The sequence below is a fragment of the Actinoplanes sp. ATCC 53533 genome, from assembly GCF_003947245.1.
Genome location: NZ_QHHV01000069.1, coordinates 96,034 through 109,313, shown reverse-complemented (window position 1 = coordinate 109,313; position 13,280 = coordinate 96,034). Strand labels below are relative to the sequence as shown.

Here is a 13,280-nt window from a genome sequence, read left to right as displayed (position 1 = left end):
CATCCATGAAGATTTCTCTTGATCGATGATCTATCACTATCCGTGTTGGCGTGGATACGATCAGCGGCAGCGACGGCGCGCCCACCGGTGTTCGCGTCCGATTCGCAGTCTGCCGCTTGTCGACCCCACAAGGAGTTGCAGTGGATGCGTACTTCATGACGGAACGCCACGAACAGTTGCGTAAGGAGGTGCGGGCGTTCGCAGAGACCGAGGTGCGCCTGCGGATAGCGGAGATGGAGACATCACGTGCCGTCCAGTACGACCTCTCCCGGCTGATCGCCCGCCAGGGCTGGATCGGCGTCACCATCGGCGCCGAGCACGGCGGCATGGGGCTGGGCCACCTGGCAAAGACGATCATCATCGAGGAACTGGCCCGGGTCAGCGGCGCGATGGGCGCCATGGTCCAGGCCTCCCAGCTCGGGGTCGCCAAGATCCTGCACTTCGGCAACGCGGAGCAGCAGGCCACCTGGCTGCCGGCCATCGCGGCGGGGGACTGCCTGCCGACCATCGCGGTCACCGAGGAGCACTCCGGCGGGCATGTCCTGGGCATGTCGGCCACCGCCGAGCGCGACGGCGCCGACTATGTCCTCAACGGACGGAAGGTCTTCGTCGGCAACAGCCACGTCGGTGACCTGCACGGCGTCGTGGTCCGCACCGGAGCCGGCTCCAAGGGTCTGTCGGCGTTCCTGGTCGAGGCGGACCGGCCCGGCTTCTCGCTCGGCGCCCACCGCACCGCGATGGGCCTGCACGGCTTCAGCTTCGGCGAGCTCATCTTCGACAACTGCCGGGTCCCGGCGGTCAACCGGCTGGGTGCCGAGGGCGACGGCCTCGCCGTGGCCTACTCGTCGAGCATCCTGTACGGCCGCCCCAACCTGACCGCCGTCGCGCTCGGCATCCACCAGGCCCTGGTCGAGGAGACCTCGGCCTACGTCACCGAGCGGCACCGCTACGGCAAGCCGCTCGGCGACCTGCTGCCGATCAAGCTCAAGCTGGGCCAGATGCAGTCCCGGCTGATGACCGCGCGGCTGGCGGCCTACCACGCCGTGCACACGCTGGACCTCGGCCTGCCCTGCGACGCGGAGCTGATGAACGCCAAGCTGATCAACGTCGAGTCCGCACTGGACAGTGCGCGCAACGCGATGGAGATCCACGCGGCGGCGGGGCTGTACCTGGACCGGCCGGTGGAGCGCTACCTGCGCGACGCGCACCACATTTTCGCCCCGGCCGGCACCTCCGACGTGCAGCTGATCCGGCTGGCCGAGTTCGCCCTCGGCACGGCCAAGGGCCAGTGGTCCCAGCGGCTGGCCCCGCGCGCCGCGGTGGAGGCGGTCCTGCCCTGAGCCCGCCCGCGGCTACCGGTCGTCCTCCCGCCGGTGGATCTGGGTCATCAGCTCGGCGGCCATCGACTTGATGGTCTCCAGCCCGGCCCGTCCCCACGGGCGGGGTTCGACGTCGACCACGCAGATCGTGCCCAGGGTGGTGCCCGTCCGGTCGATGAGCGGGGCGCCGAGGTAGGAGCGGATGCCGATCTCGTCGACCACCGGGTTGCCGGCGAACCTCGGGTAGTCGCACACGTCGTCGAGGACCAGGGCCTTGCGCCGGACCACCACGTGCGGGCAGTAGCCGTGGTCGCGGTCCATGACCCGGCCCGGCGTCGCGGCCGGGTCGCCCTTGGCGACGGTGTGCAGGCCCGCGAAGTACTGCCGGTCCTCGCTGATGAAGTTCACCATCGCGTACGGGGCGCCGGTGACCTCGGTCAGCTTGCGCGCGAAGTCGTCGAACTCCGGATCCGGCTGGTCGCCCATGCCGAGCTCGCGCAGCCGCCGCATCCGCAGCGGCACCTCCAGGTCGGTCGGGGTCAGCGGGTGGTGCGGGGAAGAGTCATAGATCATGCCAAGCTCCGGATGGCCGTGGGGGTGGGGCGTACGCCGAGCAGGTGCTGGATGAGCAGGACGAGCACGCCCGTGGCGGACCGGCTGTCGCGGGCGTCGCAGCTGACGATCGGCACCTCGGGCTTCAGGTCGAGCGCGGCCCGAACGTCGTCCGCCTCGTACCGGAAGGAGTTGTCGAACTGGTTGATCGCGATCAGGAAGCCGATGCCCCGCGACTCGAAGAAGTCGACCGCCGCGAAGCAGTCCTGCAGGCGGCGGGTGTCCGCCATGACGACCGCACCCATCGCCCCGGCCGACAACTCGTCCCACATGAACCAGAAGCGTTCCTGTCCCGGGGTGCCGAACAGATAGAGGATGTGCTCGCGGTCGATGGTGATCCGGCCGAAGTCCATCGCGACAGTGGTGGTCTTCTTGCGCTCGACGCCGGTCAGGTTGTCGGTGCCGATGCTGGCGGTGGTGAGGATCTCCTCGGTGCGCAGCGGTTCGATCTCGCTGACGGCGCCCACGAACGTCGTCTTGCCTACGCCGAATCCCCCGGCGATCAGCAGCTTGAGCGCCGTCGGGAAGGGATCAGAGTCGTCGTTGTAAAGCATTGAGAATGGTCTCCAGTACCGCCGTGTTGGTGGGTTCGGCCTCCGGGCCGGGGGATCGGGTGTTGATGGCCCCGGCGTCGACCAGGTCGGAAAGCAGGATCTTGGTGACGACCGCGGGCAGCCGCAGCCGGGCGGCCACCTCGGCGACCGTGGTGGGGCTGCCGCAGAGGCCGAGCACCTGGGCGTGGTCCGGCTCGAGCCGGCCGTGCGGCAGCCGGCCGGTCGCCATCACCATCGACAGCAGCTCCATCTTGGTGCTGGGCTGGGTGCGCCCATTGCTCACCGTGTACGGCCGCACGAGTCGTCCCGCGTCGTCGTCGAGCCAGTGCTCGTCGTCGGCACGCACCATCGTCACCGTCCCGCGCCGCCGGTATGGCCGGCCGCGGGCCGGACCGGGACACCGATGTACGGCCGCACGCTCTTGACCAGCTGCGCCATCTCGTAGCCCAGCACTCCCGGGTCGGCGTTCTTGCCGGCGATCACCGCCAGCACCGCGCCGGAGCCGGCGGCGGACACGAACAGCAGGGCGTCCTCCAGCTCGGCCACGACCTGGCGGACCGTCTCCCCGCCGCCGAACCGCGAACCGGCGCTGCGGGCCAGGGAGAACAGGCCGGAGGCGATGGCCGCGAGATGGTCCGCGCCGTCGTCGTCCAGCCCGTGCGCGGCCTTGCGCAGCCCGTCGGAGGAGAGCAGCAGCGCGGTGCGGGTGTCCGGGACGCGCTCGACCAGCCCGGACAGCAGCCAGACGAGGTCCTGGGCGGAACGTACCGGATCGTTGCTCAGCATCTGAGCACACCTTTCTCAGTGGGGCTCGGGTCTCTGTGGTGCGGGGGTGCGGCCGGGATGGTCAGTGCTGGCCGGGCTGGCCGGGCTGGCCCGGCTCGGCCGGCATCCCGGCCTCGCTGCGGGAGACGCCCTGCATGAACGAGGCCATCAGGCCGGGGTCGTGCTCGGCGCCGTCGTCGTCGGCCGGCGCGGGCGGCGGCCCGAACTGCAGTTGCGGCGCCAGGTGCGTCTGGCTGTTCCGGCGCGGCAGCGGGGGCGGGGTGACCGCGGGCCGGCCCTCGGCGGCCTCGGCCCCGGTCCGCCTCGGCACCTCGGCCGCGAGGGACGCCGGAGCCTCGAAAGCCCGGCTCTCGAAGGCCGGAGCCTCGAAGGCCGGCTTCGGGGAGACCGGCACGGCGATCGGCGCCGAGACCGGGGCCGTGGAGACGGGGGTCGCGGACACGGGCGTCGCGGACACAGGGGCCGCGGAGACGGGCGTCGCGGACACGGGCATCGCGGAGCCGGGCATCGCGGAGACCGGCGTCGTCCTGGGCGCGGAGGGCAGCGCCGGGGGCGTGGGCGCCGCGGCGAAGGCCGGCCAGGTCGGTGGGGGCGCGGCGATCTGGGACGGGCCGGGGATCCGCTGGACCAGCTCCATCGTGTTCTGGATCAGGGCCGGCTGGACCGGCTCCGGTTCGTTGTCGTCCTGGGCCGAGCCGAGCAGGTGCTGCGGCAGAATGACCACGGCCTGGGTGCCGCCGTAGATGTTGCCCTGCAACTGCACCGTGACGCCGTGCTGCCGGGCGATCATCGAGACCACGAACAGCCCGATCCGGCCGTCCTGCAGCAGCTCGTCGAGGTTGATGTCCTCCGGGTTGAGCAGCAGCCGGTTGACCCGCTCCTGATCCTCGCGCTGCAGGCCCAGGCCGCGGTCCTCGACCTCGACCGCGACCCCGGCGGTGACGTGCTGCGCGCGCAGCAGCACCTGGGTCTGCGGCGGGGCGAACATCGTCGCGTTCTCGATCAGCTCGGCGACCAGGTGGATGATGCTGGCGACCGCGTGGCCCGGCACGGTGCCGTCGATCGGCGGCACCAGCTTGACCCGCGAGTAGTGCTCGACCTCGGCGATGGCCGAGCGCAGCACCTCGGTCAGCGCGACCGGCCGGCTCCACTGCCGCCGGGAGACCGCACCGCCGAGCACCGCCAGGTTCTCCGCGTGCCGGCGGATCCGGGTCGCCAGGTGGTCGACCTGGAACAGGCCCTTGAGCAGGTCGGGGTCCTCGACCTCGTTCTCCAGCGCGTCCAGCAGCTTGATCTCGCGGTGCACCAGCGACTGCAGCCGCCGGGACAGGTTGACGAACACCTCGACCTGGCGCCCGGCGGTGGTGCGTACCGGCACCGGCCGTTCCTCGGCCACCCGCACCCGTTCCCGCAGCGCCTCGATCTCGGCCCGGGCGTCCGTCACCGCGGCGCGGAACCCGATCGCGTCGGTCCGGGCCACGGTGGCCTCGGCGCGGGCGTCGGCGATGTCGGCGCGGGCCGCGGCCGCCTGCGCGCGCGCCTCGGCGACCTCGGCGCGCAGCGGCGCCGGCCGGTCGTCGATGCGCCGGATGGTCCCGGTGGCCCGGCCGGCCACGACGGTGAGCGTGACCACGCCGGCCAGGAACGCGACGATCAACACCAGATCCGACCGGTCCGCCCCGCCGGCCCAGAGGTAGCCGGCGGTGATCGCGAAGAGCAGCGCGGCGGCGCCGGCGGGCGCCGCGACCAGCCACAGCAGCCGGCCCTGCAATGAGGTGTCGTCGGACACAGGCAGGGCGGACGAGGTTATTTCGGGCATGGGCGTCCTCAGTCGGCGGGAGACTTTGTCGTGGCAACGCATTCAGCGGATTCCACTGTGGAAGCAGCGACCACTCTAGTGGTCCGGATAAGCTTGTCCAGCGTCCTCGGAGAAACGTTTCGGGTTTTCATTCGCCGCGGCCGATGAAACGGCACGCGGGATACCCCGGTCGCTTTCCGCACCACGACTGCCGTTAATTCGCCGGATTGTTTTCCGTCGCCCGCCGGCGGGTCCACCCCCTACTCGGCCATGATCAGGTCCGTGGCCTGCTGGGCGGCCGCCAGCAGCAGCGGATCCTTCTCGCGTGCCCACATCTCGATAGCCGCGTCGGCGAACTTGATGGCGTGCGCGTCACCGGACTCCACGGCCCGCTGCAGGACGGCCCCGGCGGCGCGGTCGCCGGTGCCTTCAGCAGCGCGGTCGCGGGTGGCGTCGGCGGCGCGGTCGCGGGTGCCTTCAGCAGCGTGGTCGCGGGTGGCGTCGGCGGCACCGTCGCCGACGGCTTCGGCGGCGTGGTCGCGGGTGGCTTCGGCGGCACCGTCGCCGGTGGTGAACGCTCGGGCGGCCGGTGGGGCGTAGGTCGCCGTCACCGCGGCGGTGGCCGCCCACGCCGCGGCGAGGCTGGGCCCGTGCAGCGAGGCGGGGAGCGCCGGCAGGGTCCGCAGCACGGCGAGCGGGGCGGTCGCCGCGTGCACGAGCAGCACCGGATTGCCGTACCCGTGGGTGGCGTGCAGGCGGACCGCCGCCGCGACGATCGCGGCCAGCCGGTCCTCGACGGACCCGCCGCCCGGCACCGCCCCCGCGGCGGCGGGCCAGCCGGGCAGGTCGGCGAGCTGAGCCAGCCGGGAACGGATGCCGGAGCGCTGGTCCGGCACCCGCGGCACGGCATCGAGCGCCGCCCGCGGATCCGAACTCCGGTACGGCCCCCGTCCGGCCGGCGCCAGCGGCTGCCACCGCGCCGCCCAGTAGGCCAGTCCCTGCCCCAACTCGGCCACCCGCGCCCCGGTCTCCTGCTCGCGCAGCGCCCGCACCGCGTGCCCGACCCGGATCACCCCGTGGGTGGCCCCCGCGGCGATGCCCGGCAGCAGCCGCGGCCACCAGAGCGCGAGCACGTCCCGCCACGGCTCGGCCCGCACCGCCCGGTCGAAGAACGCCAGCCAGTCTCCCGTGCGCACGGGGTCGCCGAGGGGCTCGCGCCACTCGCCGGCCGCGATCGGCGCGATGCCACGCGGCAACTCCTCCAGCCGGCGCTCGTACGCGTCCAGCCAGCCGTGCACCGCCGCCGCCCGCCCGTGGTGGACCAGCGCCTCCGCCGCCATCGGGCCGTGGTTGGACAGCCAGCCGTCGTGTTCGGGCCCGGTGCTGTGCAGTCGCCGCAGGGCCTCGTCCAGGGTCTCGTTCATCGTCGCAGCGTGCGATCTGAAGCCGGGTTGAGGTCAAGGGGGCCATCATGGGCTGGTGGGCATCGAGGAGGACCTGACCGGGCGGCCGTTCTGGCGGCAGCTCACCCGCGACGAGCGGCGCTGGCCGTTCGCCCTCGCGATCGCCGCGATGATCGCGCTGCAGCTGACCCTGCCCGAGCGGTACAGCCTCGGCGCGTGGTGGGTGCTGCCGGCGGTCGAGGTCGTCGTCATCGCCGCGCTGATGGCCGCCAACCCGGGCCGGGAGTCGGCCCGCACCCCGATGCTGCGCCGGCTCAGCCTGGGGCTGATCGCCGTCGCCAGCCTGGGCACGGCCTGGTCGGTGTTCCGGCTGGTCGCCGACATCGCCGGGGGCGCCGACACCGGCAGCGCGGCCGTGCTGCTCGGCAGCGGCGCCTCGATCTGGCTGATCAACGTGCTGACGTTCGCCGTCTGGTACTGGGAACTGGACCGTGGCGGGGCGCTCGAACGGGCGGCCGGCCGGGACCCGTACCCGGACTTCCTGTTTCCGCAGATGACCACCGCCGGGGTGGCGCCGGCGGACTGGCGGCCGCAGTTCGCCGACTACCTCTACCTGGCGTTCACCAACGCGACGGCGTTCAGCCCCACCGACACGCTGCCGCTGTCGCGCTGGGCGAAGCTGACCATGATGCTGGAGTCGGCGATCTCGCTGGTGACCGCCGCGCTAGTGATCGCCAAGGCGGTCAACGCGCTGGGATGACCAGGCGCATGCCCGGCTCCTGGTTGCGGACGAAGCCGAGCGAGGCGTAGAGCGGCTCGCCCTCCGCCGACGCGCGCAGGTCGATCGCCGTGATGCCGCGCCGGGTGTACCAGTCGAGCAGCGCGGTCATGCAGGCCCGCGAGTAGCCGCGGCGGCGGTAGGCGGGGTCGGTGGCGACATTGAGGACGTACCCGCGCAGCCCGCTGGGGTCGCGTGGGCCGGGCAGCCGCTGATCGACCGTGCCCACGACGCAGGCCGCGAGGCCCGGGCCGTCGGGCTTGTCCACCACGAAGGCGGCCAGGGCGTCATTCTCCGCATCGAGCAGGCGGCGCACGACCGCGACGCCGGGGCCGATCCAGGTCTGCGGGTCGTCCGCGCCGGGGCGCATCGCGTCCAGCATCACGCTCCGCAGGCGCAGGACCTCGGCGGCATCGCCGACACCGGCGCGACGGGTATCGATCATGACCGTATTCTTGCACAGAAGGGTTGCACAACCTCTGTGCATAAGTATTGTGCAACTTATGGAGCCCACTCAGGTCAACCTCGACGCGAAGCAGATCCGGGTCCTCGCGCATCCGTTGCGCTCCCGGTTGCTCGGCCGGCTGCGGTTGGACGGCCCGGCCACCGCGACCCGGCTCGCCGGATCGCTCGGCACCAACACCGGCGCGACCAGCTACCACCTGCGCCAGCTCGCCGACGTGGGGCTGGTCGCCGAGGACGAGGGCGCCGGCCGCGGCCGCGAGCGCTGGTGGCGCGCCGCCCACGACATGAGCAGCTGGCAGCGCGACGCGTTCGCCGGCGACCCCGACGCGACCGCCGCGTCCGACTGGCTCGACAGCAACGCTCTGCAGCACTTCGTCGCCCGCGCGGAGAGCTGGCAGCGGGCCAAGCCCGGCGAGTCGCCGGCCTGGCGGACCGCCGCCGGCTTCTCCGACTACATCCTCACGCTCGGCACCGAGCAGCTCGGCGCGCTGACCGCCGAGCTCGACGCGGTCATCGAGCGCTATCGCGCCCTCGGCGAGGCCGACCCCGGGCCGGACGCCCGCCAGGTGCTCCTTTACCTGTACGCGGTGCCGAGGCTGGCGGATCCGGCATGACCGCCTGCACCGAGCGGCACCTAGCCGCACCGAACGACGGCCTCGCAGGCGAGGGCCAGAAGGGCATGCCCAGCCCGCGCAGGATGACCGCCTGCACCGAGCGGCACCTGCCCGCACCGAACGACGGCCTCGCGGGCGAGGGCCAGAAGGGCATGCCTAGGGAGGGCGCAGCATGACCGCGGCTCAGGTCCGTCGTCGCTTCCTGTGGCTGCTCGCCCTGCGCTGGCTGCCGGTCGGCCTGATGATCCCGGTGACCGTGCTGCTCCCGCTCGACCGCGGCCTGAGCCTGGCCCAGTACGGCTCGGCCGCCGCGCTGCAGGGCCTCACCGTGCTGCTGCTGGAGCTGCCGACCGGCGGCCTGTCCGACGCGATCGGCCGCCGGCCCGTGCTGTTGCTGGCCGGCGTCATCGAGATCGCCGCCCTGTCCCTGCTCACCGTGGCCGACTCGGTGCTGCTCTTCATGGTCTGCTACCTGCTGCAGGGCGTCTACCGGGCGCTGGACAGCGGTCCGCTGGAGGCCTGGTACGTCGACCATGCCCTGGCGGCCGACGAGCACGCCGACATCGAGACCGGCCTGAGCCGCAGCGGGGCCGTGCTCGGCGTCGCCATCGCCGCCGGCGCGCTGATCGCCGGCGGACTGGTGGCGCTCGGCCCGTTCGGCCCGGTCGCGGCGCTGAGCCTGCCGGTCTACGTGGCCCTCGCGCTGCAGATCGTGTCGCTGGCCGCGGTGGCGCTGCTGATGACCGAGCGGCGCCCGCACCGCGGAGTCGCCGCGCTGGTGGGATCCGTGCGCGGGGTGCCGGCGGCGATCGGTGGCGCGCTGAGCCTGCTGCGCCGCTCCCGGATCATCGCGGCGCTGGTCGCCGTCGAGCTCTTCTGGAGTTTCGGCATGGTGGCGTACGAGAGCCTGATGCCGGTCCGGCTGGCGGAGGTCGTCGGTGCTCCGGGCCGGGCCTCGGCGCTGCTGGGCCCGGTCGGCTCGGTCGCCTGGCTGGCCTCGGCGCTGGGCGCGGCGCTGATCCCGCTGCTGGCGCGGCGGATCGGCGCGCCCTGGACCGGCTTCGTGCTGCGCGTCCTGCAGGGCGTGACGGTGGCCGGGATGGCCCTGTTCGCGGGGCCGGCCGGCGTGATCGCGGCCTACCTGGTCTGCTACGCGGTGCACGGGGCGGCGAATCCGGTGCACAGCGGGCTGCTGCACCGCCAGGTCGACGGGCCGTACCGGGCGAGCCTGCTCTCGCTGAACTCGATGGTGGGCCAGCCGGCCGGCGCGCTGGGCCTGGTCGCTCTGACGGCCGTCGCGTCGGCGGCGAGCCTGCGGGTGTCGATGCTGGTCGGGGCGGCGGCGCTGGCGATCGCGGCGCCGCTCTATCTCGTGGCTCGCGGCGATGCGGCCGCACCGTCATCGATGACCGACGTCCAGGATGGAGTTTACGCGCGACCAGCCCGGGGGTAGTAGCACGACAAGCGCTCTCATCCCCTCGGAGGAAACCCATGCTCGCTATCGCCGCCGCTATCGTCTTCGGCCTCTGGCTGCTGCTCGATCTCTTCGACACCAACCTCGGAGCCCCCGACCTGTTCAACTTCTCGACGATGGCCTCGCTCGGCCTGCTGCTGCTCTCCCTCTACCTGGCCGGTGTGGGCCGGGGCCCGCGTGCGGGTGGCGGCACCGGCAGCGGCCGGCGCTTCTACGGCCGCCGTCCCGGCCGTGGCTGATCCCTTGATTTCGGCATAAGGCCCGCCTTCGTGGCATTTCCGGCACACGAGGGCGGGCCGGTACTGTCGATGCCGATGGAATTCGACGGACTCTTTCCCCTGAACGAGCCGGGCGGTGTCCGCACCGCGCTACCGGCCGGTGCGGAGTCCCCCGGCTTCACCACCTGGTCCGAGGACTCGCCGCTGCCCGTGCGGATGCGCCCGGCCGGCCTCGACGAGCTCGTCGGCCAGCAGCACCTGCTCGCCCCCGGTGCCCCGCTGCGCCAGCTCGTGACCGGCACCACCCCGATGTCGGTCATCCTGTGGGGCCCACCCGGCACCGGCAAGACCACCATCGCCCACCTCGTCGCCGGCGCCACCGACCGCAAGTTCGTGGCCATGTCCGCGCTGACCGCCGGGGTCAAGGACGTCCGCACGGTCATCGACACCGCCCGCCGCGAGCGCCGCGCCGGCGGCCCGCCGACCGTGCTGTTCATCGACGAGGTGCACCGTTTCAGCAAGACCCAGCAGGATTCGCTGCTCGCCGCGGTCGAGGACCGGACGGTGACCCTGCTCGCGGCGACCACCGAAAATCCGTACTTCTCGGTGATCTCGCCCCTGCTGTCCCGCTGCGTGCTGCTCACCCTGCAGGCCCTGAACGAGGACGACGTGCGGCAGCTCGTGCGCCGCGCGGTCACCGACCCACGCGGCCTGGGCGGCGCGGTCACGCTCACCGACGAGGCCGAGGAGCACCTGGTACGGCTGGCCGGCGGCGACGTCCGCAAGGCCCTGACCGCCCTCGAAGCCGCAGCCGGTTCCGCCGCCGCCCAGGGCGCGACCGAGATCACTCTGGCCACCGCGGAGCAGGCCGTCGACGTGGCCGCCGTCCGCTACGACCGCGACGGCGACGCCCACTACGACGTGACCAGCGCGTTCATCAAGAGCATGCGCGGCTCCGACCCGGACGCGGCGCTGCACTGGCTGGCCCGGATGCTGGTCGCGGGGGAGGACCCCCGGTTCATCGCCCGGCGCATCGTGATCTTCGCCAGCGAGGACGTCGGCATGGCCGACCCGCAGGCGCTGCTGATCGCCACGGCGGCGGCGCAGGCGGTGCAGTCGGTGGGCCTGCCGGAAGCCCAGCTCAACCTGGCCCAGGCGGTGGTGCACCTGGCCACGGCCCCGAAATCGAACGCCGTGACGACCGCGCTGGGTGCGGCGCTGGCCGACGTCCGGGCCGGCCGCGGCGGCGCGGTTCCGCCGGCCCTGCGCGATTCGCACTACCCGGGATCGCGTGGTCTAGGTCACGGCAGAGGCTACCGGTATCCACACGACGACCCGAAGGGTGTTGTTAGGCAGCAGTATGTGCCGGATGATCTGATCGGCGCGGACTACTACCGCCCGACTGACCACGGCGCGGAACGCGCGGTCGGCGAGCGGCTACCCCGTCTGCGCAGAATCGTGCGGGGCCCGTCAGCGGGTCCTGCGCAGCCCTCGCCGTCTGGCGGGGGTGGTTCGAAGGGCCCGTCCGACAACGGGCCGAAGGTGAACGACAGCGGCCCAGCCGCCGGAGAGGATCAGCCGTGAGCAGGCGCGGTGCCGAGAGGCCCGACGACGACGCCGACCAGCGCGAACAGGCAGGCCGCAGCCGCCGCCTGTTCGGTCGCGGTCGGCCGGAGCCCGTCGAGCCTGTCGAGGTGCCCCGCGAGGAGACCGGCTGGCTCGACGAACTGCGCACCGCCAAGGAGGAGCGCTCGGCGATCGGCCCCGGCGCCCCGGCCGGCGAGGCCAAGACGAGCAAGAGCGGCCGCCGCGCCCCCGGGCCCGACGACGCTGTGGAGGACGACTCGCCGTTCCCGGCAGCGCCACGATCCCCGGCGGCTCCGAGCGCCGCTGCTCCCGGCGCCCCGGCCGGCCCGGGCTCCCCAGCCGATCCACACTTCTCAGCCGGCCCGCAGTTCCCCGTCGACCCACGCGCCGGCGCAGCGCCGGGGCCTTCGGCCGGCTCACGGTCGCCGGTCATTCCAGGTCCGCCCGCCGGCTCGGGTTCCGCACCGGTGCCGGGTTCAGCGGCGGCATACCGGCCGCCGGTCACCCCGGGATTCCCGGCCGGCCCGGCCGGTGCCGATCAGCCGCCGTCCTGGCAGACCGGCTCCGGCGCGCACGCGGCCGGACCAAGGCAGGCGCCGCCCGGCCAGGTCGTGCCAGGTCAGGACCCATCCGCCGGACGGCACGCCCCGATGGATCGCGGCGAGCCCGGGGTGCGTCCGCCCGGTCGGCGAGCGGCTCCCGAGACTCCCGGGCCCGGCGACGCGTCGGCCCCCGGCCACAGCCGCCGGCAGATCGACCCCGGGCACCGCGGCGGCTGGATCGACCCGAGCCCGTCCGGCGGGTTCCCGGCGGTCGGTCCCACCCCGGAAGTGCCCGCCTCAGGCAACGCTCCCGAGGTGCCCGGCGTGCGGCCGACGTCGCCCGCCTGGCCCGGCTCACCCGCACAGGCGGGACAGGCCGGGCCGCCGATGGGACAGGCCGGGCCGCCGACCGGTGGCCGTCGTGCCGCGGCGGCGGGGCCGCTGCCGGGTGGACCGGTGTCGCCCGCCAGCCGTGCCGCCCGGCACCAGGATCCCGGAAACCGCCCGGCGGGTCCGGGCTGGCCCGACCAGCCCGCCCCCGGCGCGCCGCCTCCCGGCCGAGGCCGTCCCGACCAGGGCGGATACGCGCCTCCGCCCGGGCGACCCGGCCGCGGCGGCCATGCCGCGCCGGACCAACCCGATCCTGTACGCGGTGGGCACGCCGCGCCTCCGCCGCCTGGTGGCTACGCCGCGCCTACATCTGGTGGGCACGCCGCGCCCGCGTCGCCTGGTGACTACGCCGTGCCATCGTCTGGTGGCTATGCCGCGCCTGCGCCGCCTGGTGACTACGCCGCGCCGCCGTCTGGTGGCTATGCCGTGTCTCCGTCGTCTGGTGGGCACGCCGCGCCGGAATCGTTTGACGGGCCGGTCGCGCCCGTGTCCGGTGGGCACGCCGCGCCGGAGTCGTTCGGTGGGCATGCCGCGCCCGATGTGGCCAGCGGCTTCACCACTGGCGGGCACGCCGCCCGGCGGGCCGGCGGCCCCAGCCGCCCGGTGTCGGCCGCCCCGGGTGGCGACGGACACTCCTTCGGCGCGCACAGTGCCGGCCCGGCCGCGCACGCCCGCCCCGACAACTACCCCGGCGAGGGTGGCGGCCGGCACGGCCGTCCCGACCCTGGACAGCAGTCCGG

Annotated in this window: 14 protein-coding genes; 7 read left to right on the top strand and 7 right to left on the bottom strand. The window is 73.6% G+C overall.

Features of this window, described 5'->3' with window-relative positions; genetic code table 11:
* Positions 1-140 precede the first annotated feature (140 nt).
* A complete protein-coding gene (locus DMB66_RS23730; protein WP_125806323.1) occupies positions 141-1,340 on the top strand; it encodes an acyl-CoA dehydrogenase family protein in 1,200 nt (399 codons plus the stop codon).
* Between the two features lie 12 nt (positions 1,341-1,352).
* On the opposite strand, the gene DMB66_RS23725 is transcribed toward DMB66_RS23730, so the two are convergent.
* The 6 genes from DMB66_RS23725 to DMB66_RS65590 all read right to left on the bottom strand — a co-directional run bounded on the left by DMB66_RS23725 (position 1,353) and on the right by DMB66_RS65590 (position 6,493).
* Complete coding sequence (locus DMB66_RS23725; protein WP_125806322.1) at positions 1,353-1,892, bottom strand: GAF domain-containing protein; 540 nt, start codon at positions 1,890-1,892, stop codon at positions 1,353-1,355.
* Entirely contained in the window at positions 1,889-2,485 is a 597-nt protein-coding gene (locus DMB66_RS23720) for an ATP/GTP-binding protein (protein WP_125806321.1), read from the bottom strand. The genes DMB66_RS23725 and DMB66_RS23720 overlap by 4 nt, the downstream gene beginning before the upstream one ends.
* A complete protein-coding gene (locus DMB66_RS23715) occupies positions 2,463-2,834 on the bottom strand; it encodes a DUF742 domain-containing protein (RefSeq protein ID WP_125806344.1) in 372 nt (123 codons plus the stop codon). Before DMB66_RS23715 ends, DMB66_RS23720 begins: the two co-directional genes overlap by 23 nt.
* Before the next feature lie 2 nt (positions 2,835-2,836).
* Positions 2,837-3,271 (bottom strand): roadblock/LC7 domain-containing protein, encoded by a 435-nt coding sequence (locus DMB66_RS23710; protein WP_125806320.1) that lies wholly within the window; start codon positions 3,269-3,271, stop codon positions 2,837-2,839.
* 61 nt (positions 3,272-3,332) lie between these two features.
* Complete coding sequence (locus DMB66_RS23705; RefSeq protein ID WP_125806319.1) at positions 3,333-5,090, bottom strand: sensor histidine kinase KdpD; 1,758 nt, start codon at positions 5,088-5,090, stop codon at positions 3,333-3,335.
* 239 nt (positions 5,091-5,329) lie between these two features.
* A complete protein-coding gene (locus DMB66_RS65590) occupies positions 5,330-6,493 on the bottom strand; it encodes a questin oxidase family protein (protein WP_125806318.1) in 1,164 nt (387 codons plus the stop codon).
* Between the two features lie 55 nt (positions 6,494-6,548).
* On the opposite strand from DMB66_RS65590, the gene DMB66_RS23695 reads away from it, so the two are divergent.
* Entirely contained in the window at positions 6,549-7,232 is a 684-nt protein-coding gene (locus tag DMB66_RS23695) for a DUF1345 domain-containing protein (RefSeq protein ID WP_233624793.1), read from the top strand.
* Here the strand turns inward: DMB66_RS23695 and DMB66_RS23690 are convergent.
* Positions 7,216-7,695 (bottom strand): GNAT family N-acetyltransferase, encoded by a 480-nt coding sequence (locus tag DMB66_RS23690; protein WP_125806317.1) that lies wholly within the window; start codon positions 7,693-7,695, stop codon positions 7,216-7,218. The genes DMB66_RS23695 and DMB66_RS23690 overlap by 17 nt on opposite strands.
* Positions 7,696-7,753: 58 nt before the next feature.
* On the opposite strand from DMB66_RS23690, the gene DMB66_RS23685 reads away from it, so the two are divergent.
* The 5 genes from DMB66_RS23685 (at position 7,754) to DMB66_RS23665 (ending at position 11,605) form a co-directional block, all read left to right on the top strand.
* Entirely contained in the window at positions 7,754-8,329 is a 576-nt protein-coding gene (locus DMB66_RS23685) for a winged helix-turn-helix domain-containing protein (RefSeq protein ID WP_125806316.1), read from the top strand.
* Entirely contained in the window at positions 8,326-8,505 is a 180-nt protein-coding gene (locus DMB66_RS23680) for a hypothetical protein (protein WP_125806315.1), read from the top strand. Before DMB66_RS23685 ends, DMB66_RS23680 begins: the two co-directional genes overlap by 4 nt.
* The gene (locus tag DMB66_RS23675) at positions 8,502-9,782 is read left to right on the top strand and encodes an MFS transporter (protein ID WP_125806314.1); all 1,281 of its coding nucleotides are present in this window, start codon (positions 8,502-8,504) and stop codon (positions 9,780-9,782) included. Before DMB66_RS23680 ends, DMB66_RS23675 begins: the two co-directional genes overlap by 4 nt.
* A 38-nt stretch (positions 9,783-9,820) precedes the next feature.
* The gene (locus tag DMB66_RS23670) at positions 9,821-10,042 is read left to right on the top strand and encodes a hypothetical protein (RefSeq protein WP_125806313.1); all 222 of its coding nucleotides are present in this window, start codon (positions 9,821-9,823) and stop codon (positions 10,040-10,042) included.
* A gap of 75 nt (positions 10,043-10,117) precedes the next feature.
* Positions 10,118-11,605, top strand: coding sequence for a replication-associated recombination protein A (locus DMB66_RS23665; protein ID WP_125806312.1), 1,488 nt, complete (start codon positions 10,118-10,120; stop codon positions 11,603-11,605).
* Positions 11,606-13,280: the final 1,675 nt, after the last annotated feature.

What these genes read in the sequence shown, in the direction of transcription:
- DMB66_RS23725 (WP_125806322.1), bottom strand. Translation starts at nt 1,892, where the DNA reads ATGATCTATGACTCTTCCCCGCACCACCCGCTGACCCCGACCGACCTG.
- DMB66_RS23720 (WP_125806321.1), bottom strand. Translation starts at nt 2,485, where the DNA reads ATGCTTTACAACGACGACTCTGATCCCTTCCCGACGGCGCTCAAGCTG.
- DMB66_RS23715 (WP_125806344.1), bottom strand. Translation starts at nt 2,834, where the DNA reads ATGGTGCGTGCCGACGACGAGCACTGGCTCGACGACGACGCGGGACGA.
- DMB66_RS23710 (WP_125806320.1), bottom strand. Translation starts at nt 3,271, where the DNA reads ATGCTGAGCAACGATCCGGTACGTTCCGCCCAGGACCTCGTCTGGCTG.
- DMB66_RS23705 (WP_125806319.1), bottom strand. Translation starts at nt 5,090, where the DNA reads ATGCCCGAAATAACCTCGTCCGCCCTGCCTGTGTCCGACGACACCTCA.
- DMB66_RS65590 (WP_125806318.1), bottom strand. Translation starts at nt 6,493, where the DNA reads ATGAACGAGACCCTGGACGAGGCCCTGCGGCGACTGCACAGCACCGGG.
- DMB66_RS23690 (WP_125806317.1), bottom strand. Translation starts at nt 7,695, where the DNA reads ATGATCGATACCCGTCGCGCCGGTGTCGGCGATGCCGCCGAGGTCCTG.
- DMB66_RS23685 (WP_125806316.1), top strand. Translation starts at nt 7,754, where the DNA reads ATGGAGCCCACTCAGGTCAACCTCGACGCGAAGCAGATCCGGGTCCTC.
- DMB66_RS23680 (WP_125806315.1), top strand. Translation starts at nt 8,326, where the DNA reads ATGACCGCCTGCACCGAGCGGCACCTAGCCGCACCGAACGACGGCCTC.
- DMB66_RS23675 (WP_125806314.1), top strand. Translation starts at nt 8,502, where the DNA reads ATGACCGCGGCTCAGGTCCGTCGTCGCTTCCTGTGGCTGCTCGCCCTG.
- DMB66_RS23670 (WP_125806313.1), top strand. Translation starts at nt 9,821, where the DNA reads ATGCTCGCTATCGCCGCCGCTATCGTCTTCGGCCTCTGGCTGCTGCTC.
- DMB66_RS23665 (WP_125806312.1), top strand. Translation starts at nt 10,118, where the DNA reads ATGGAATTCGACGGACTCTTTCCCCTGAACGAGCCGGGCGGTGTCCGC.